Origin of the sequence: Rhodanobacter ginsengiterrae, assembly GCF_050026815.1 — a bacterium.
In the GTDB taxonomy this organism is placed as follows: Bacteria; Pseudomonadota; Gammaproteobacteria; order Xanthomonadales; family Rhodanobacteraceae; genus Rhodanobacter; species Rhodanobacter ginsengiterrae.
Genome location: NZ_JALBWO010000047.1, coordinates 107,197 through 126,202, shown reverse-complemented (window position 1 = coordinate 126,202; position 19,006 = coordinate 107,197). Strand labels below are relative to the sequence as shown.

The window sequence follows — 19,006 nt, the reverse complement described above, 5'->3', positions numbered from 1 at the left end:
CCGCAATGCCTGCCAAGCGCCGCCCTGCCCCCGCCACTGCCGAGCACGCCCCACTGCAGCTGGAGCACTTCCTGCCCTACCGCCTGTCGATCCTGTCCAACACGATCAGCCAGGCGATCGCCGACGACTACCAGCGCCGCTACGACATCTCGGTGACCGAATGGCGGGTGATGGCGGTGCTGGCCCGCTTCGACGGCCTGTCGGCGCGCGAGGTGGCCGAACGCACGGCGATGGACAAGGTGGCGGTGAGCCGCGCGCTGGCCCGGCTGGTCGCCTCCGGCCGGGTGGACCGCGCCACCCACGACAACGACAAGCGCCGCTCGGTGCTGAGCCTTACCGAGGCTGGCTGGGCGATGCACGACGAAGTGGCACCGATGGCGCGAGCGCGCGAGCGCGACGTGCTGGCGAAGCTCGATGCCGAGGAGCAGCGCTGGCTGACACGGATACTGGACAAGTTGCTTTGACGGGATTCGGGATTCGGAAAAGCGGCGACGACGCCAGCTCCATGCTTTTTGCAAATGCCGAATCCCGGATCCCGGCTCTCAACGCACCCCATGCATCAGCTTGTTGATCAACGGCGCAAGCAGGAACAGCAGCACGCCACCGCCGAGCAGGATCCAGAAGCCCATGGTGTAGCCGGACAGCGCCGAGTCCACCGTCATGCCCGCCTCGCCGCTGACATGCCCGGCGAACAGGCCGGCCAGGTTGTTGCCGATCGCGGTGGACAGGAACCAGCCGCCCATGCCGAGGCCGACCAGCCGCACCGGGGCCAGCTTGGTTACCATCGACAGGCCGATCGGCGACAGGCACAGCTCGCCGGCGGTCTGCAGCACGTAGCACAGCACCAGCGTCCACAGCGGGATCAGGCCGTCGCCGCCGACCAGGTGGGACAGCGCGTACATCAACACGGCGAAGCCGAGCGCATTGCCGATCAGGCCCAGGCCGAACTTGCGCGGGATCGACGGCTCGATGCGGCGCTTGTCCAGCCATGCCCACACCAAGGTGACCAGCGGCGCCAGCAGCACGATGGCCACCGGGTTGACCGACTGGAACCAGCCGATCGGGAAGTCCCAGCCGCCCAGGTTGCGGTCGACGATGTGCTGCGCGAGGAAGTTGAACGAACTGCCGGCCTGCTCGAAGAACATCCAGAACAGCACGTTGAAGGCGAAGATGATCAGCATCGCGATCACCCGCTGGATCTGCACGCGACCGGTGCGGATCGCCTCGACCACCAGCATCACGCCCACACCGACGAACAGCGCGGTCAGCAGCCACTGGATCGCCACCGCGCCGGCCTTGTCCATCAGCAGGTAGACCAGCGGGATCGCCACCAGCACGCCGAGCGCCACGTACACCACGCGCATGCGGCTGGCCTGCTGCGGCGCCGGGCGGCCGACCGGGCCGAGCTGGCGGCGGCCGAACCAGAACCACACCAGGCTGATCAGCATGCCCACGCCGGAGGCGGCGAACACCACGTTGTAGCTGTGGTGGCCGGGCGTGCCGAACACCTCGTTGGCGAGGATGCTGGTCAGCACCGGCGCGATCAGCGCGCCCGCATTGATGCCCATGTAGAACAGGGTGAAGCCGCGGTCGCGGCGCGAGTCGCCCTGCGTGTAGAGCTGGCCGACCATCGAGGAGATGTTCGGCTTGAACAGGCCGTTGCCGACGATGATCGTGGCCAGCCCGAGCATGAATACCGCGTGGATCGGCACCATGATCATGAACAGGCCGGCCGCCATCACCACCGCGCCGAGCAGGATCGAGCGCTGGTAGCCGAGGATCTTGTCGGCCACGTAGCCGCCGAACACTGCGGTGGCGTAGACCAGCGCCAGGTACGCGCCGTAGGTGCGGCTGGCGTCCGCCTGGCCGGCGACGTCGCCGTTGTAGAACTGCGCCACGATGTACAGCGTGAGCGCCCAGCGCATGCCGTAGAACGCGAAGCGCTCCCAGAACTCCGACATGAACAGCATCCACAACGGGCGCGGATGACCGAGCAGCTGCGGGTAGTCGGGTAGTGCTCCGGTGTCGCCGGAGCGTGCGGTGTTGCCCATGCGGTGAAACTCCTGGCTGGTCAGTCGATCGCAAGATATTGCGAACGGCCAGATGTAACCGGAGCCAGCGCACCCGTCAAATGCGCTGCAGCACGAGCGGTGCGAAACCCGGCGTCAGCGCACGCCGTGCATCAGCTTGTTGATCAGCGGCGAAACCAGCAGCAGCACCACGCCGGCACCGGCCAGCAGCCAGAAGCTGAAAGTGAAGCCACTCAATGCCGATGCCGCGGTCATGCCGCTGTCGCCGCTGATTCGCCCGGCCAGCAGGCCGGACAGGTTGCCGCCCACCGCCAGCGACAGGAACCAGCCGCCCATCGCCAACCCGACCAGCCGCGGCGGCGCCAGCTTGGTCACCATCGACAGGCCGATCGGCGACAGGCACAGCTCGCCTACCGTCTGCAGCACGTAGCACAGCACCAGCGGCCAGAACGGAATCAGACCCTGCGCGTCGAGCAGGCGCGCCAGCGCGTACATCAGCACCGCGAAACCCAGCCCGTTGAAGATCAGGCCCAGGCCGAACTTGCGCGGGATCGACGGCTCGCTCCGGCGCGCGGCCAGCAGGCTCCAGACGATGGCGACGAGCGGCGCCAGCACGATGATCGCCAGCGGACTCACCGACTGGAACCAGCCCACCGGGAACGTCCAGCCGCCGAACATCTGCCGGTCGACCAGGTTCTCGGCGAGGAAATTGAACGAGGTGCCCAGCTGGAAATAGAACATCCAGAACAGGATGTTGAAGGCGAAGATGATCAGCATCGCCACCACGCGATCGACCTGCACCCGGCCATGCCGCACCGCCTCGACCAGCAGCATCACGGCGACGGCGGCGAACAGGACGCCCAGCACCCATGACAATCCCTTGGTGACGAACGCCAGCAGCAGGTACACCAGCGGCACCGCCACCAGCATACCCAGCACTACCCACACCACGCGCATGCGGCTGGCCGCCTCCGGCGCAGGTCGGCCCACACCCTTCAGGCCACGCCGGCCGAACCAGAACCAGAACAGGCTGAGCAGCATGCCGACACCGGCGGCACCGAACACGATCCGGTAGTTCTGCTGCATCGGTGTGTCGGTGAAATAGCCGGCCATCCAGCCGGTCAGCAGCGGCGCCAGCAGCGCACCGCCGTTGATGCCCATGTAGAACAGGGTGAAGCCGCGATCGCGCCGCGGGTCGTCGCGCCCGTACAGCTGCCCTACCATGGTGGAAATATTCGGCTTGAACAGGCCGTTGCCGACGATCACCATCGCCAGGCCGACCAGGAACATGTCGCGACTGGGGAGCATGACGACGAACAACCCGAGCGCCATCATCAGGGCGCCAAGCAGGATCGAGCGCTGGTAGCCGATCACCCGATCCGCCACGTAGCCGCCGAAGATCGCCGAGGCATAGATCAGCGCGGTGTACGCGCCGAAGATGCTGCTGGCCCACGCCTGGCCGGACGCGTCGCCGTTGTAGAAATGCGCCACGATGTACAACGCCAGCGCCCAGCTGACGCTGTAGAACGCGAAGCGCTCCCAGAACTCGGTCATGAACAGCATCCACAACGGACGCGGATGGCCAAGCGTCTGCGGATAGTCGGGTGCGGCGCTGGTCTGGGCGGTTTCGTTCATGGGTGCTCCCGGATTTCAGGTCGGCACATCATGCCGGGATTCGTCCCCGGCTGCGCAGCCGTCAGCTGCCCAGCACGGTGCGCACGTCCAGCAACTCGGGAAAGAACTCCAGGTCGAGCGCTTTTTTCAGGAAACTCACCCCGGACGAACCGCCGGTGCCGCGGCGATGGCCGATGATCCGCTCGACCGTCTTCATGTGGCGGAAACGCCACAACTGGAAACTCTCTTCCACGTCCACCAGCTGTTCGCACAGGTGGTATTCGGGCCAGAACTCCGCGCGATCCTCGTAGATGCGCTTGAGCACCGGCAGCAGCGCCTCGTTGCGCCGATAGGCCCGGGTCCAGTCGCGCTCAAGCAGCTCGGCCGGCACCGCGTGGCCGCGCCGCGCCAGGTAACGCAGGAACTCGTCGTACAGGCTGGGCGCCTCCAGCACCGCGCGCAACTCCGCCTGCGCGGACGGATCGTGCGCGAATACCTTGAGCATGTCGGCGTTCTTGTTGCCCAGCAGGAATTCGATCTGGCGATACTGCAGCGACTGGAAGCCGGACGACGGCCCCAGCACGCCGCGGAACTCCAGGTATTCCGCCGGCGTCAGCGTCTCCAGCACCGCCCACTGTTCAAACAGCTGGCGCTGCACCTGCTTCACTCGCGCCAGGATCTTCAGGCAGGCGTCGATGTCGTCGGCCTGCAGATGCAGCACCGCCGCCTTCAACTCGTGGATCAGCAGCTTCATCCACAACTCGGACACATGATGCTGGACGATGAACAGCATCTCGTCGTGATGGGGTGGCTGGCTCAGCGGCTGCTGCGCCGACAGCAAGGTATCCAGATGCAGATAGCCGCCATAGGTGATCTGCCCGTTGAGATCGGTCTGGATGCCCGCTTCAAGATCGCGCTGGTTGTCGCTCATGCTGTTCCGTCACGTCTTCGGAAAGCGATCATGGTAACGGCTGCGTACCCTCCGATACCTTGATCAAGAACAAGCCACACACTTCACCGCTACCGCTGTGCTCCCTCCCCTGCTGGCAGGTGAGGGCTGGGGTGGGGTCAGGCCGTACTCCCCTCGCACGCCATTCCCAAAGCCACGCCACGACCTGAAAGCAAGACCCGACACGGCCTGGAGGCATGCCAGAGCAGGCAGAGACCGCCGTCCCATACGCCCTCGAATGCTGCGCTGTACCTTGCAGCGCAACATGCCAGCCTGTTATCAAGCGCGGTCTTGTTCGGTCGTTTGTGCGTCCGCCGCTCTGCCGCGGATTCGCGATCTGCCAGGTTTCCCCCCTCTTTACCTCAGCCCGGAGCGAGTCGTGACCATCGCCGCCAAGTTTGAAATCGAATACCTGCAATACCTCGACGCCGAGGGCAAGCAGGTCCGTGACGACCTGCCCGAGTTCGCCAACGATCTCGAGCACATGGTCAAGCTGTACAAGCTGATGCTTTCCACCCGCGTGTTCGACGCCAAGTCGATCGCGCTGCAGCGCACCGGCAAGCTGGGCACCTATGCCAGCTGCCTCGGCCACGAAGCCGCGCACGTGGGCATCGGCAGCGCGATGCTTCCCGAAGACGTCTACGCACCGAGCTACCGCGAATACGGCGCACAGCTGTATCGCGGCGTGCAGCCGCGCGAGGTCTACATGTACTGGGGCGGCGACGAGCGCGGCAACGACTACCAGCAGGAGCCGGCACGGCACGACTTCGCCTGGTCGGTGCCGATCGCCACGCAGTGCCTGCATGCCGCGGGTACCGCGCTGGCGTTCAAGATCCGCGGCGAGAAGCGCGTGGCGGTGTGCACGATCGGCGACGGCGGTTCGTCCAAGGGCGACTTCTACGGCGCCATCAATATTGCCGGTGCGCAGAACCTGCCGCTGGTGGCGGTGATCGTCAACAACCAGTGGGCGATCTCGGTGCCGCGCAAGATCCAGTCCGGCGCGCCGACGCTGGCGCAGAAGGGCATCGCCGCCGGCCTGTTCTGCATCCAGGTCGATGGCAACGACATCATCGCCGTGCGCAAGGCGATGGAAGACGCGCTGGAACGCGCCCGCAGCGGCCAGGGCGGCAGCGTGCTGGAACTGGTCACCTATCGCCTGGGCGATCACACCACCGCCGACGACGCGCGCCGCTACCGCGGCGAACAGGAAGTGAAGGACGGCTGGGCGAAGGAACCGATGATCCGCCTGCGCAACTGGCTGGTGGCCAAGGGCGTGTGGGACGACGCCAGGGAAGAAGCCTGGAAGCTCGAGTGCGACGACTGGATGGACAACGAGGTGAACGCCTACCTCGAAACCAAGACCCAACCGGTCACGGCAATGTTCGACTACATCTTCGCCGAGGTTCCCGCCGATCTCGCCAAACAGCGCGATTACGTTCTTTCGCTTGAACAGAAGGGCCACTGAGTCATGGCACAAATCACTCTCATCGAAGCGGTCACCCAGGCGCTTGCCTATGAAATGGCCCACGACGATTCCGTCGTGGTGCTGGGTGAAGACGTCGGCGTCAACGGCGGCGTGTTCCGCGCCACCCAGGGCCTGCAGGAGAAATTCGGCGAACTGCGCGTGCTCGACACGCCGCTGGACGAAACCACGATTGCCGGCGTCACCGTCGGCCTGGCCGTGGCCGGCATGAAGCCGATCGCCGAGGCGCAGTTCGAAGGCTTCATCTACCCGATGATGGAGCAGATCGCCTGCCACGCCGCGCGCATGCGCAACCGCACCCGCGGCCGCCTGACCGTGCCGGCGGTGTTCCGCGCACCGTGGGGCGGCGGTATCCGCGCACCGGAACATCACTCCGAAGCGAACGAGCACCTGTTCACCAACATCCCCGGCTTGCGCGTGGTGATGCCATCCTCGCCGGCACGCGCCTATGGCCTGCTGCTGGCGGCGATCCGCGATCCGGATCCGGTGATGTTCTTCGAGCCCAAGCGCATCTATCGCCAGTACAAGGAAGAGGTGCCGGACGACGGCGAGGCGCTGCCGCTGGACGTGTGCTTCGTGCTGCGCGACGGCACCGACGTGACCCTGGTGAGCTGGGGCGCGCAGGTGAAGGAAGCGCTGGAAGCGGCCGATGAACTGGCGGAGCAAGGCATCAGCGCCGAAGTGATCGATGTGGCCACGCTGACTCCGCTGGACTTCGACACCATCGCCGAGTCGGTGCAGAAGACCGGCCGCTGCGTGATCGTGCACGAGGCCCCGAAAACCGCCGGCTTCGGTGCGGAAATCGCCGCGCGGCTGGCCGAGGAATGCATGTACGACCTGCTCGCCCCGGTCGAGCGCGTCACCGGTTTCGACACGCACATCCCGCTGTTCCGCCTGGAAATGAAATACCTGCCGAGCGTGGAACGCGTCGTCGACGCGGCCAAGCGTACCCTCGCGGCAAGCTGACACTCTTTGCTCCTCCCCCTGCTTGCAGGGGGAGGCTGGCGACCAAAGGGAGTCCTTTAGGTGAGGGGGTAAAGCTCTTGATCCAAGGTCCCGCGGCAAAGAGCACCCCACCCCGACCCTCCCCTGCTTGCAGGGGAGGGGGCCAAACCAACACACATTCTGGAAATCCGCTCATGGCTGATATCAAGACGTTCTACCTCCCCGACCTCGGCGAAGGCCTGCCCGACGCGACCGTGGTCGAGTGGCACGTGAAGGTGGGCGACACCATCAAGCTCGACGCCCCGCTGTGCGCCATGGAAACCGCCAAGGCGGTGGTCGACGTGCCTTCGCCGTACACCGGCAAGGTCACCAGGCTGCATGGCGCGCCTGGCGACATCATCGAGACCGGCGCCGCGCTGGCCGAGTTCGAACCCGATCCGAACGCGAAGCAGCGTGCCGAGTCGCAGGACACCGGCCACCAGCATGGCCCGAAGAAAAGTGTCGGCAGCCCGGCCGCGGATGACAGCAGCAAGGTCGTCGTTTCCGACGAAGGTGGCGAAGTCGAAACCGGCGGCAAGGACCGCGAAGATGAAGGCACCGTGGTCGGCGCGATGGTCAGCGGCAGCCACGTGCACGTCGAACAGGCCGCCAGCATCGGCGGCGTGAAAGCCGTGCCGGCCGTGCGTGCGCTGGCGAGGAAGCTCAAGGTTGACCTGAGCCGCGTGCGTCCGAGCGGCGCCGACGGTGTGGTGACGATGAAGGACGTCAAGGACGCCGCCGCGAACGGTTCGGCGGCGCTCGACGCTGCCCCGGCGCGTAGCGTGCCGGCTTCCGCCGGCCGTCACCTTGCACCCGAACTGCCGCAACCCGAGCCGAGCCGCAGCCCCGTGTCGCTCGCCGGCAAGCCGGTGCGCACCGCGTCGCCGTCGCAGACCGCCAGCGGCCAGCCGGAGCAGTTGAAGGGCGTGCGTCGCAACATGGCCCGCGTGATGGCCGACGCGCACGCCCAGGTAGTGCCCACCACCCTGGTCGACGACGCCGACCTGCACGCCTGGATCGGCAAGCAGGACATCACCGCCCGGCTGATCCGCGCGATCGTGTTCGCGTGCAAGACGGTGCCCGCACTGAACGCCTGGTTCGACGGCAAGAACCTGACCCGTACCCTGCACCCGCAGGTGGACATCGGCATCGCGGTGGACACCGACGACGGCCTGTTCGTGCCGGCACTGCGCAACGCCGACGTGCTCGATGCCGCCGGCATCCGCGCCGCGATCAAGCGCCTGCGCACGCAGGTGGAAGACCGCACGATTCCGGCGTCGGAACTGTCCGGCCACACCATCAGCCTCTCCAACTTCGGCATGTTCGCCGGCCGTTACGCCACGCCGGTGGTGGTGCCGCCGACCGTCGCCATCGTTGGCGCCGGCAAGCTCGGCCATGATGTGGTCGCGGTGATGGGCGGCATCGAAGTGCATCGCCGCATGCCGATCAGCCTGACCTTCGACCACCGCGCTGCCACCGGCGGCGAGGCGGCGCGCTTCCTCAAGGCGATGCTGGACGACCTGTCCCTGCCGAACTGAGCAGGCGACCCATCGGCAAACCATCAGGGCGCCCTCGGGCGCCCTGATGGTTCATGCCCAGGGCGGGCACTGTGCGCCTGGCTCAGGCCCGGCGACGGAAGCGATGGGCACGTACCCGGACCCCTGGGCCGACTCGCGTCAACCCACCGTCCAGCCCTCCTCGTTGGTAATGCGAATGATGGCCTCGAGCGCGGGCAGCATGTGGCAGGGCAGGATGTCGCGCCCCTTGCACATGATGCTGGTGGTCATCATGCCCATGGGCGGTTTTGCTGCCTTGTGCACATCGCACATCGCGCAAAACCGATGGATGGCGATGGCCTTGGAGGAGTGGTCCGTGGGGGCCGGCGGCGCGTCATATTCGTCCGGCAAGCCCAGCATATGACCATATTCGTGGGCGAAAATATTCATCCACATGTCGTCATTGAAGCTGGTTTCGAACGTGAGGTCGCACTCCAGTTCGATGAACCCCGCGTTGGGCAAGCCCAGATCATTGACCAGCGATGGATCGATGCTGACCGGGTTGCGCACGCCAAATGCGATCAACTGATCGCGCACGGCGCGCATCTGCTTGATCACCTTTCCAGCCGACGCGCCATTGGCGGTGTTGTAACGTGCCTTCACGATCAGCGGGACCAGTGGACGCGAGGGCGGCCCGGTCTTGATACGCAAACCCAGGTTGGCCAGAGCAACCTTCAGTTGCGGAGTCAGGGTGCCATACGGATCCAGCGCGATGGCATTCAAGCCCAGCGGCAGGAACAGCGCGCTGATCCGGCAGCGCTCATCGCGCGACACGTTGCCGGCCTCGGTCAATTTGACGTTGATCAGGCCCGTCGATTCACTGTGGACCATGGCGCTTGATTGCGCGGCAATATTGCCGGTGTCGATCTGGCTCAGGCCCACATAGGAATCACAGCGCGCAAGCCCTCCCGGACCGTAAGCCGACGAATAGCGCGGAACGTTCATCAGGACGGTCGCCTCGCTCCTGGTCGTCACGAAATGCACATTGAACAGCACCGAGACACGCGGCGTGGGATTCTTCTTGCGATTGACAAGAAAATACTTTCCATCCCAGTGCTCCCTGACCGCCGCCTTGGCCCCCGCTTCAAACCTCATGATGTCCTGTCGGTTCCAGGACACACCCTCGACGGGACGATTTTCGTAGTTCGGAAAGACCTTGACCGTGATGGTCATGAAACCCGTTCCATCCACATAGGTGACGTCAAAGGCGCCACGCCCTGTCATCGGAACAAACGACTTGAGATCAGCCATGACACACATCCTCCCCTTGGCTATCCAGCACGGAACGCTTCCTGTCGGCAATTATTGCGGAATATCCGCGCCGCTCCCGCCGACATGATGAAGAAATCGCTTCGCCATTGACCACACGGGCAAGCCGTGTTTCCGCCGCCCCTCGACGTGCCGCCTTTGCCTCGCCACCGCATCCGCCCAGTACCCGATGCCGACCTTCCAGCGCGGCCGTTCGCGCTCAGTAATCGCGCACGTCCAGCAGCATGAAGCAGCGGGCGCTGTAGTCGCCGCCGCGGGGCCAGGCCACTTCGTTCAGCGCCAGCGTTCCGGCCGTCCACAGTTCGTTGTCGAGCAATGCCTCGCAGCGCGAGTCGCCGTCTTCGGCGTGGCTGTGCACCAGCCGCAGCCAGTGCAGTTCGGGGCTCAGCGCTTCGCGCTTCAGGGCGGCCTCGATCGCCAACACTGCGTCGGCCGGCATGCCGGCGACCTCCGCACCGCGCACGTTGAACGGCCCGATGAACACGTCCCAGGTACGCACGCCGATCTCCCACGCCGTGATCTGCATGCGGCGATCGTCGGTGACGTACCAGCAGGCGGCCAGCAGCAAGTGGAACACGTTCTGCTCGAAGGTCTTGAGTGCATCGCGATAGCCGGCTTCGCCACCGCCAAGGCCAGCGAAGCTTTCCTCGATGCGCCGATCCTCGCCCAGCACCACGTCGACATCGAGCCGTCCCGGCTCGCCCGCCGCGCCTTCGTGCCACTCGGCGCGGATCGCAGGGAAGTCGCCATCGGTGACCAGCCAGCCGTCTTCGTCGGCCTCGAGTTCAACATCGTGCCGCTGGAACAGGCGCAGCAGGTATTTTTGCAAGGTCACACTGTCCATCATCATTCCTGCAACTCGTCTGTTTTCGTCGAAGGCAGTTCGCGCCAGGTCAGGTACACGCGCAGGTCGAACTCCCACTGGTGGTAATCCGGCAGCATGTACGTGCACAACTGATAGAACGCCTTGTTGTGGTCCATCTCTTTGAGGTGCGCCAGTTCGTGCACCACGATCATCTGCAGGAATTCCGGCGCGGCGGCCTTGAACAGGCTGGCCACCCGGATTTCCTTCTTCGCCTTCAGCTTGCCGCCCTGCACCCGCGATATCGCCGTGTGCAGGCCCAGCGAGTTGCGCAACACGTCGAGCTTGCTGTCATACAGCACCTTGTCGATGCCCGGCGCGTTCTTCAGGTGCTGCTGCTTCAGCGCGGCCACGTACGCGTACAGCGCCTTGTCGCTCTGCACCTCGTGGCGATCGGGATAACGCTTCGCCAGGTGCTCGCCCAGGCGCTCCTGCGCGATCAGGTCGCGCACCTTGTCCTGCAAGGCAACCGGATAGGCCTGGAGATACTTGAGTGGAAGCATCCGCGTATTCTCGCACTGCGCCGGTTCGCGCGCGCAGCCTGCGGAGACGCCCCATGCATCACAGCCGACTGAGCACCCTCGTCATCGACTGCCAAGTCGACGATCTCGCGCCGGTGGCGCGCTTCTGGAGCGCAGCGCTGGGCAAGCCGATTGCCAGCATCGACCAGGACGGCGACGACAAGTATGCAGAGCTGCAGACGGCAGCGGGTGAGCCGATCATCCTGCTGCAGAAGGTGGACCACGCCAGCCGCGTGCACCTGGACATCGAGACCGACGACCTCGACGCGGAAGTGGCGCGGCTGGAACGGCTCGGCGCACGTCGCATCGCCTTTGCCCATGAGCGCTGGTGGGTGATGGAGGCACCCAGCGGTCACCGCTTCTGCGTGGTGCGACCACAGCGCGAGAGCTTCGGCCCGCACCTCAACAGGTGGGACTGATCGAACGCTAGATGTCGAAACGGTAGCTCAGCTTCACCAGCAGCTGCTCGTCGTCGCGCAGCGAAAAGCTGTTGCCGAATGCATCGGCGGCATGGCGCGCATAGCCATCGAGCGCGTAGCCGCCACGACCGTAGACCACATACAGATAGGACAGCGGGGCCAGCTCATAGCGGTAGCGGATCTGCAGGCCGAGGTTGCGCAGGCTGAAGTCGTCGACTGGCTCGTTGCTGGCGACGACGCGCCCGTTGGCGCCGACGCGATAGCCACCACGCACGCTGGCGTCCAGCCCGATCGCCTGCAGTTTCACGCGCAGCTCCTGGCGGCTGTCGATGGCCCAGTCGAAGCCGGCATCCAGTTGCAGGGTGTGCTCGTCGTAGCGGCCGATCAGGTTGTCGTGCTGCCATACCAGCCAGTCCGGCAGGTGCTCGTAGTACGGACCGGCGTAGACGCTGAATGCATCGCTGATGAAATAGGTGGGGATGAACTTGATGTCGTAGCCAAGCTGGCGGTTGCCGCCAAGACCGCCACTGACCACCTCCGCATCCAGTTTGAACGCCCAGTCGCCGTGGCGCGGACTGATCCGTTCGTAGGCCAGGTCGAAGGTCGGTGGCAGGAACAGCGCGCCATTGCCGCGGGTGAGCAGGTCGTCCCAGCCCGCGCTGTTGACGTTGAGCTGCACCGTCTCGGTGGCGCCATTGCGCAGATTGCTGTTGCGGCTGATGCGCAACTGGCGGCGCAGGCGCAGGCCGTGGTCGTTGTCCAGCGCATCGATGCGGAAGCGCCACTCTTTCGAGCTGTACGCCGAGTCGGCAGGCAAGGCGCTATAGCGCTTGCGCACTTCCCAGTGGCCGTAGTTGAAGTTGTTGCGGTCGAGATAACCGAAATCGTTGATCTGCAGCTGGTCGCCGAAATGCATGCCCAGCCACTGCTGGCGCCAGCCGTCGCTCATGACGTAGTCGGCGAGGATAGTGCCACCGCTGTCGCGCGTGCGCGTGCCCGACTGCAGGATGTCGCTGCCGACCACGTTGGTGGCAATCGTCAGTTGCGGCGTCGGCTGCCAGTGATGATCGACCCCGAGCACGGTCGCTTCGCGATCCAGCCACGGCCTATCGACGCGGGTCAGCAGCATGCCCAGGCTCTGGTCGCCGAAATCGTGGGTCAGCCGCGCGGCGCCGAAGAAGCGACCCGCCTCGCCATTCTCGTCCGCGGCCAGCACGCCATAGCTGGTGCTGCCAAAGCTGCCATTGAGCTTGACCGCCGCGTTGATATCCGCAGCGCCGTGGCCATCATCGGAGGGACCACCCACGCGGCGGGTATAGACCAGCTGGCTGTTGTCGTCGAGCAGGCTGAAATCGAAGATGCCCTGGTTCTCGGTGAAGAACGGCCGCTTGTCGCTGACATAGGTTTCGGTGGCGCCGAAATTGACCACCAGGTCGTCGCTCTCGACCTGGCCGAAATCGGGATGCAGCGCGGCGGTCAGCTGGAACTGGCCGTTCGGCTTCCACAACAGGTCGGCGCCTTGCTGGAAATGACTGCGATCGCGCACGTTATCGTACAGCCCGGACACATACGGCGTGATCGCGAACAGCGACTGGCTGTACTGCGGCACCTCGATGCGGTTGAAGTTCGACAGGAAGCGCGGCAAGGTGAAGCTGGCCACCGGCCACGCATCGCGTTCGCCGGTCGAACCGGTCACGCGATCGAGATAGACACCAAGCGTGCGCTTGCCGTCCTGCGCCGCCTGCATCGGCGCGGTATACCAGGGAATCAGGATCTCGACGCTCCAGCCCGCGGCATCCTCGCTCACCGCGTGCTTCCAGCTGCCGTCCCAGTCCTTGTTGAAGGCGATTTCGTTGGTGATCACCGCATCGTTGATGCCGTCGGTGGAGCTGACCACGAAGTCGTAGCCTGTGCGTCCGTCGCCATTGAAGTCGACCATCACGTTGACCCGGTCGACCTGGTCTTCGAAGTCACGCTGCACACGCTGGTGCGTACGCGGCACGCCCGCCGGCTGGTCGCAACGGAATGCCACCGCCAGACCCTTCGGCGTGGCCAGGATCCAGGCCTCGGTATGCAGCGATCCGGGTTTGCCGCTGAGCGGCTGGGTCTGCCGGAAATCGGTGACGTGCCGCGCCCCTTTCCATTCACCCGGCTGAATGTGACCATCGATATCGACGGCCAACGCCGGTGCGGAAACCGCGGCCAGGCTGAACAACAACAGGCATGCCATGCGCATGTCGGAACTTCCATGGGAGACAGCGCAGAATCGCGCCTGGGTGACGATGCACTTGTCACCGGGGATAGATGCGCAGCTTGCCGTCAGCGTTTGAATGAGTCGACGGCCATTGGTCACACCATGACTTATGGCAGGTCGTCCGCCGAATCAGCGCCGGCGTCCCCACAGCGCATGCCGCAACAACATCGCCAGCAGCAGCACGACAGTGAAGGCGGCATAGCCGTACAGCGCGGGCAACACCTGCTGCCAGATCGCCCCGCTGGCCCGGCCAAAACCGTCGACGGAGGGTAGCTCGACCCGGTCGAAGCCGATCACCGCGCACTGCGCGGCGGCAATCATTGCCAGCAGCATGGCGGCGACATCGAAGATGCGTCGCGCAACGACGCGGGGCAGACTTTTCGGATAGGCCCAATAACCCCAGCACAGCACAAGCAGCCACGGGGTCAATAGCAGGATGGCAAGATAACGCATCGTTCAATCACTCTTTCGGCCAGGGGCGCGCCGGCTCAGTCCTGCGCGGCAAGCTGATCCAGCGCTTCGCGCAATCGCTTCAGTGCTTCGTCGCGGGCCTGCTCGTCGCCGTAGTCGGGCGTGCGCGCCACCGCCTCGCCATCCAGCTCCAGGCTCATGCCCAGCGACTGGATCTGCAGCATTGCCGCAGCGGCGCCCAGCGACCTGAGCTGTTTCTGCAATGCGCCAGCGGGCTTCGGGTCGGCAAACGCTTTCGACAGCAGCAACTCCTCGCCTTCCGCAGAGAACAGGCGAAAACGGAACTGGCCATCGGCGTCGCGGAAGCTGGCAAAGCGTGGCAGCTTGCCCTGCTTCGCCGCTGCCTTCGAGGGGCCGGCAGCGGCCGGGGCCGCGGTGGTCATTGCACGCAAACCCAGCACCTGGCGCAGCGATACCAGCTTGGGTGTGGCGATCGCACGCGCCTTCTGCGCGCCCTGCTGCAGGATCGTCTCGATCGCCGCCGGGTCAGCCATCAGCGCCTCGTAACGTTCGCGCATCGGTGCCACATCGGTTTCGATACGCTCGTACAGCACCTGCTTGGCGTCGCCCCAGCCGATGCCATCGAGCAGAGCCTGGCGGAACGCCGCCGTCTCCGCGTCCGTGGCGAACGCGCGAAAGAGGGTGAACAGCGCGCAATCATCCGGGTCCTTCGGCTCGCCGGGCAGGCGCGAGTCGGTGACGATGCGCATGATCGTCTCGCGCAACTGCTTCTTGCCACCGGCGAACAAGGGAATGGTGTTGTCGTAGCTCTTCGACATCTTGCGGCCATCCAGGCCCGGCAAGGTGGCCACCTGCTCCTCGATCAGCGCCTCGGGCAGCACGAAGAATTCATGCCCGTGCAGATGATTGAAACGCTGGCCAAGGTCGCGCGCCATCTCGATGTGCTGGATCTGGTCGCGCCCGACCGGCACCTGGTTCGCATCGAACGCCAGGATATCGGCGGCCATCAGCACCGGGTACATGTACAGGCCAGCGGTGATGCCGGCATCGACGTCTTCGCCGCCGGCGACGTTCTTGTCGACTGCCGCCTTGTACGCATGCGCGCGATTGAGCATGCCTTTGGAGGCGATGCAGGTGAGGAACCAGGTCAGCTCCGGAATCTCCGGAATGTCCGACTGGCGATAGAACGTCACCCGCGCGGGGTCGAGTCCGGCCGCCAGCCAGGTCGCGGCGATCTCCAGACGCGAACGCTCGATCCGCGCCGCATCGTCGCTCTTGATCAAGGCGTGGTAGTCGGCCATGAAGTAGAACGCGTCCACGTCATCGCGCCGGCTGGCCGCCACGGCCGGGCGGATCGCGCCCACGTAATTGCCCAGATGCGGCGTGCCGGTGGTGGTGATGCCGGTAAGGACTCGGGTGTTCATGCTGTGCCGCGCAGTTAAAACGGCAGTTTACGACATCCGGCAACTCCGCTCGACCAGTCGAAGCGGTGCGCCCATCACACCCAACCGACGATGCTCAGCGGATCAGCGTGGACTTCCCGAACAGCGACTCGACCAGATCCACGGCCAGCTTGGCGGTGGCATTGCGCTTGTCGAATGCGGGATTGAGCTCGACGATGTCCAGCGACGCCAGCCGTCCGGTATCGGCGATCATTTCCATGCACAGCTGCGCCTCGCGATAGTTCGGGCCGCCGCGCACGGTGGTGCCGACACCCGGGGCGATGCTCGGGTCGAGGAAGTCGACGTCGAAGCTCACGTGCAGGTGGGTGTTCTCGTCCATGTCGGCCAGCGCCTCTTCCATCACCCGCTTCATGCCGACTTCGTCGATGTGCCGCATGTCGTAGACACGCATGTCGGCGCCGCGCACGAGCCGCTTCTCGCCCTCGTCGACCGAGCGGATGCCGATGTAGCGGTACACATCCGGCGTGGTCGCTGGCGTCATTCCGCCCAGGCCGGTCAGTTCGGCCGGCCCGGTGCCGCACAGGCAGGCCACCGGCATGCCATGAATATTGCCAGTGGGCGTGGCATCGGAGGTATTGAAGTCGGTGTGCGCGTCCAGCCACAGCACGCGCAGCTGCTTGCCCTCGTCATGGCAATGACGTGCCACCGCCGAAATGGAACCGATCGCCAGGCAGTGATCGCCACCCAGCATGATCGGCACGCGGCCCGCCTGGAGTTCCTGGTGAACAGCCGTATGGACGGCCGTATTCCAGGCCACCACTTCGTCAAGATGACGATAGCCCTGCTCGGGCGGCAGCCAGGGATTGAGTGGACCCTGCAGATTGCCGCGATCGATCACCTTCAGTCCGCGGCGCTCCAGTCGGCTGGCCAGATTGGCCACCCGCAACGCTTCCGGACCCATCGCGGCGCCGCGGTGGCCGGCACCGATATCGGTGGGCACGCCAATCAATGAAAGGGTCTGCTGGTCCATGGTTCGCTTGTTCCTGCATGCGTTGGGGCGACTGCGCCGTTGCGCGGGCGCGTGCCGTTGAGGTCGGTGAGGCGGGCTGTGCGCGGGGCGGGAAGCCGCCATCACGACAGGGATCGTCGCCATCTTTGCGGGATGGGTTTTCGCCGCGGAACGGGCCTGCCGATCCGCCGAAGTCTAACGGAATGACAGCACGGACGTCGCCGCCAGACTGCTGGCGAACCAGGAAACATGAATTCCACAAGCCAAATTGCCGAAGCTTTCGTGAGGTTGCGGGCAACGTCGCCTGCTGCGCCGAAAGCCGCTGGCTCAATGCTTCTGCCGACTCATGGTGTAATCACAGCTGCCAGTGCGCTGACCGGCATAGGTCATGTCCATGACCACGTCATGGCCGCGCATGTTGCTGTCGGCGTGCAGGCTGCCGTTGATGTCGCCGTCGGGTTGCAGTTCGAACTGCGCGTCACCGGTCATGCTCGGCGGGTTGCCGCCGCAAACCACGTGATAGCTGATGACGTTGCCGTTCTGCCGATAGTTGCTGACCACGCAGTCCTTTTTCTGCTGCAGCATGGCACGCATGTCGTGATCTTTCGAGGTGCAGACGTTCTGGGTCACGGTGCGAGCCGGCATGTCGCCCAGTCCCGCCATCTGCATCTTCATGGTGATCGTCATCGTCATCATGTTGCCGGAGTCGGACTGCGCCGCGGCCGTCGTGGCAAGCATCCCGAATGCGCAAAGAGCGCTCATCCGCAGCATCGAGAAGGTGGACATGGGTACGCTCCGGCTGATTTGGGAAGAATTGAGGCACGACGGCGGCAAGCCATCGGGCCGACCTTGACGACTGGCAACTGATTTCACCGGCATGCACAGCCCATAGCCTGGCGGAGGCGCACGACCCATGCCGCCGCCACGGCCTCGACTGGCCACATGAAACCAGTCAGGCCCGAGACCAACCGAGCCGTGAACCCATCGAGCCCTCGAACTCATCCGGCACTGGCCGGTTCAGCGCATGCCCGCCTGACGATCACGCGCCAACTCGTCTTCGCGACGCGATCGCCCGGACGAACACCAACTCACCAGATCGGCACCCTCGCGCGGCACCGAACTTCGGTGGCGGGAGTCGTGCAAGAATTTCCCCATCAGCATCCCTGCAAACAGCGACACTCCACGCCAGAAGGCGGAATGTGCAATTAGCGTTTGCATTTGATTACCCCGAACTGCCCCTGTGCAGCCTCGGGCCAAATCCTAGCAAGGTTTTGCATCTGGCGCACATTTCACCGGGCGCCCGCCGAAGCCCGTGCGTGGCATGGAATGTGCTGGATAATTCACTACAGCGGGCGGGAGCCTGCGGATCGCCTGGGAAAGTAGGCCTGGAGCAAGATACGCGGGATCAGGCTGCAGCTTTCTGGGCCGGCGCCGCGCAACCGTAGTGCACCAGGGCGATGGTGAACCCGGTGCAGTCCATCTCCACGCTCACCGCATGTCCCGAATTGGCGAACTTTTCCCGTGCCAGCCCCCGCGCCAACCTGATGGCATGCGCGAAGCGCAGCCTGTCGTAGAGTACGGTCTCGGCGCTGCAAATGCGCCACAAGCCATGACTGGCTTCCTTGATGGTCAGTACAATCTGCATGGCCTCGCCCTCGTTCAGGGAACCGGCCCGTGCTGTCATTGCCCCCCCCCTTGGCCAATGCAACTTACGTCCGGCAGGCATCCAGTCTGCGCAGACAGCCAACGGGAAGATGTCGGCGCGCACCTACGAGGGTTGTCCGCCATGGGCGCGCCATGACCCCAAGGTCGGGATCGGCAACCAACAACTTCGCAATCATTCAACCGATCTCGCGAAGGCTTTCCTGTTCGGGATGCGGCACACGACCGTAGCTGGCAAGAATCACCGGCTGGGAATACTCATCCTTGTCGGCGTCGGCACATTGTGCATAGACCAGCACGCCTTCGCGCTCGGAAGCCAACTGCTCGCCACGCGTCATCGCCAATTGCTCCAGGCCATGGAGAATCGGTTTGTCGGCAATCATCCGGCCACTCACCTCGTGGTACGCCTGCACCACATAGAGCTTTCCCATGATTTGTCCTCACGTACTTCCGGGGAGTCGGCAGCGTGGACAGCCCCTTGTGGAGGATTCGCGATGATCGTGTCAGCCCGCTGTGAACGATTCAGCAAGGGAATTTCTCCGCTTGCCATCGCGACAGG

Annotated in this window: 19 protein-coding genes; 6 read left to right on the top strand and 13 right to left on the bottom strand. The window is 64.8% G+C overall.

Annotated features, from left to right (window positions below; all coding sequences use genetic code 11):
• Positions 1-5: 5 nt before the first annotated feature.
• Complete coding sequence (locus tag ACQGNJ_RS05680) at positions 6-464, top strand: MarR family winged helix-turn-helix transcriptional regulator (protein WP_426688268.1); 459 nt, start codon at positions 6-8, stop codon at positions 462-464.
• 78 nt (positions 465-542) lie between these two features.
• On the opposite strand, the gene ACQGNJ_RS05675 is transcribed toward ACQGNJ_RS05680, so the two are convergent.
• The 3 genes from ACQGNJ_RS05675 to ACQGNJ_RS05665 form a co-directional block, all read right to left on the bottom strand.
• Positions 543-2,051, bottom strand: coding sequence for a peptide MFS transporter (locus tag ACQGNJ_RS05675; protein ID WP_426688267.1), 1,509 nt, complete (start codon positions 2,049-2,051; stop codon positions 543-545).
• 114 nt (positions 2,052-2,165) lie between these two features.
• Positions 2,166-3,665 (bottom strand): peptide MFS transporter, encoded by a 1,500-nt coding sequence (locus ACQGNJ_RS05670; RefSeq protein ID WP_426688266.1) that lies wholly within the window; start codon positions 3,663-3,665, stop codon positions 2,166-2,168.
• Positions 3,666-3,726: 61 nt separating this feature from the next.
• Positions 3,727-4,575, bottom strand: a complete 849-nt coding sequence (locus tag ACQGNJ_RS05665; protein WP_426688265.1) for a tryptophan 2,3-dioxygenase — start codon at positions 4,573-4,575, stop codon at positions 3,727-3,729.
• Positions 4,576-4,972: 397 nt separating this feature from the next.
• Between ACQGNJ_RS05665 and pdhA the strand changes: the two genes are divergently transcribed.
• The 3 genes from pdhA to ACQGNJ_RS05650 all read left to right on the top strand — a co-directional run bounded on the left by pdhA (position 4,973) and on the right by ACQGNJ_RS05650 (position 8,598).
• Positions 4,973-6,058, top strand: coding sequence for a pyruvate dehydrogenase (acetyl-transferring) E1 component subunit alpha (gene pdhA / locus ACQGNJ_RS05660; RefSeq protein WP_426688264.1), 1,086 nt, complete (start codon positions 4,973-4,975; stop codon positions 6,056-6,058).
• Between the two features lie 3 nt (positions 6,059-6,061).
• The gene (locus tag ACQGNJ_RS05655) at positions 6,062-7,042 is read left to right on the top strand and encodes an alpha-ketoacid dehydrogenase subunit beta (protein ID WP_426688263.1); all 981 of its coding nucleotides are present in this window, start codon (positions 6,062-6,064) and stop codon (positions 7,040-7,042) included.
• A 173-nt stretch (positions 7,043-7,215) separates the two neighbouring features.
• Positions 7,216-8,598 carry a dihydrolipoamide acetyltransferase family protein gene (locus ACQGNJ_RS05650; RefSeq protein ID WP_426688262.1) on the top strand — a complete coding sequence of 461 codons (1,383 nt, stop codon included), beginning with the start codon at positions 7,216-7,218 and terminating at the stop codon, positions 8,596-8,598.
• A 138-nt stretch (positions 8,599-8,736) separates the two neighbouring features.
• Here ACQGNJ_RS05650 and ACQGNJ_RS05645 read toward each other — a convergent pair whose 3' ends face one another.
• The 3 genes from ACQGNJ_RS05645 to ACQGNJ_RS05635 all read right to left on the bottom strand — a co-directional run bounded on the left by ACQGNJ_RS05645 (position 8,737) and on the right by ACQGNJ_RS05635 (position 11,250).
• Positions 8,737-9,867 carry an immune inhibitor A domain-containing protein gene (locus ACQGNJ_RS05645; RefSeq protein WP_426688261.1) on the bottom strand — a complete coding sequence of 377 codons (1,131 nt, stop codon included), beginning with the start codon at positions 9,865-9,867 and terminating at the stop codon, positions 8,737-8,739.
• Positions 9,868-10,084: 217 nt separating this feature from the next.
• Entirely contained in the window at positions 10,085-10,729 is a 645-nt protein-coding gene (locus ACQGNJ_RS05640; protein ID WP_426688260.1) for a DUF6348 family protein, read from the bottom strand.
• Positions 10,730-10,731: 2 nt separating this feature from the next.
• Positions 10,732-11,250 carry a M48 metallopeptidase family protein gene (locus tag ACQGNJ_RS05635; RefSeq protein WP_426688259.1) on the bottom strand — a complete coding sequence of 173 codons (519 nt, stop codon included), beginning with the start codon at positions 11,248-11,250 and terminating at the stop codon, positions 10,732-10,734.
• 53 nt (positions 11,251-11,303) lie between these two features.
• On the opposite strand from ACQGNJ_RS05635, the gene ACQGNJ_RS05630 reads away from it, so the two are divergent.
• Complete coding sequence (locus ACQGNJ_RS05630; protein WP_426688258.1) at positions 11,304-11,687, top strand: VOC family protein; 384 nt, start codon at positions 11,304-11,306, stop codon at positions 11,685-11,687.
• 7 nt (positions 11,688-11,694) lie between these two features.
• Here the strand turns inward: ACQGNJ_RS05630 and ACQGNJ_RS05625 are convergent, their stop codons facing one another.
• The 5 genes from ACQGNJ_RS05625 to ACQGNJ_RS05605 all read right to left on the bottom strand — a co-directional run bounded on the left by ACQGNJ_RS05625 (position 11,695) and on the right by ACQGNJ_RS05605 (position 17,460).
• Complete coding sequence (locus ACQGNJ_RS05625) at positions 11,695-13,923, bottom strand: DUF5916 domain-containing protein (protein ID WP_426688257.1); 2,229 nt, start codon at positions 13,921-13,923, stop codon at positions 11,695-11,697.
• 147 nt (positions 13,924-14,070) lie between these two features.
• Positions 14,071-14,394 (bottom strand): hypothetical protein, encoded by a 324-nt coding sequence (locus ACQGNJ_RS05620; protein ID WP_426688256.1) that lies wholly within the window; start codon positions 14,392-14,394, stop codon positions 14,071-14,073.
• Positions 14,395-14,429: 35 nt separating this feature from the next.
• Positions 14,430-15,797 carry a tryptophan--tRNA ligase gene (locus ACQGNJ_RS05615; RefSeq protein ID WP_426688255.1) on the bottom strand — a complete coding sequence of 456 codons (1,368 nt, stop codon included), beginning with the start codon at positions 15,795-15,797 and terminating at the stop codon, positions 14,430-14,432.
• 94 nt (positions 15,798-15,891) lie between these two features.
• Positions 15,892-16,806: an arginase gene (gene rocF / locus ACQGNJ_RS05610; RefSeq protein ID WP_426688254.1), complete on the bottom strand. Its 915-nt coding sequence runs from the start codon at positions 16,804-16,806 to the stop codon at positions 15,892-15,894.
• A 306-nt stretch (positions 16,807-17,112) separates the two neighbouring features.
• Entirely contained in the window at positions 17,113-17,460 is a 348-nt protein-coding gene (locus tag ACQGNJ_RS05605; RefSeq protein WP_426688253.1) for a DUF3617 domain-containing protein, read from the bottom strand.
• On the opposite strand from ACQGNJ_RS05605, the gene ACQGNJ_RS05600 reads away from it, so the two are divergent.
• Positions 17,459-17,638 (top strand): hypothetical protein, encoded by a 180-nt coding sequence (locus ACQGNJ_RS05600; protein WP_426688252.1) that lies wholly within the window; start codon positions 17,459-17,461, stop codon positions 17,636-17,638. The two genes, ACQGNJ_RS05605 and ACQGNJ_RS05600, sit on opposite strands and share 2 nt — an antisense overlap.
• A gap of 552 nt (positions 17,639-18,190) precedes the next feature.
• On the opposite strand, the gene ACQGNJ_RS05595 is transcribed toward ACQGNJ_RS05600, so the two are convergent.
• A complete protein-coding gene (locus tag ACQGNJ_RS05595) occupies positions 18,191-18,430 on the bottom strand; it encodes a hypothetical protein (RefSeq protein WP_426688251.1) in 240 nt (79 codons plus the stop codon).
• Positions 18,431-18,626: 196 nt separating this feature from the next.
• Positions 18,627-18,878 carry a hypothetical protein gene (locus tag ACQGNJ_RS05590; RefSeq protein WP_426688250.1) on the bottom strand — a complete coding sequence of 84 codons (252 nt, stop codon included), beginning with the start codon at positions 18,876-18,878 and terminating at the stop codon, positions 18,627-18,629.
• Positions 18,879-19,006 lie beyond the last annotated feature (128 nt).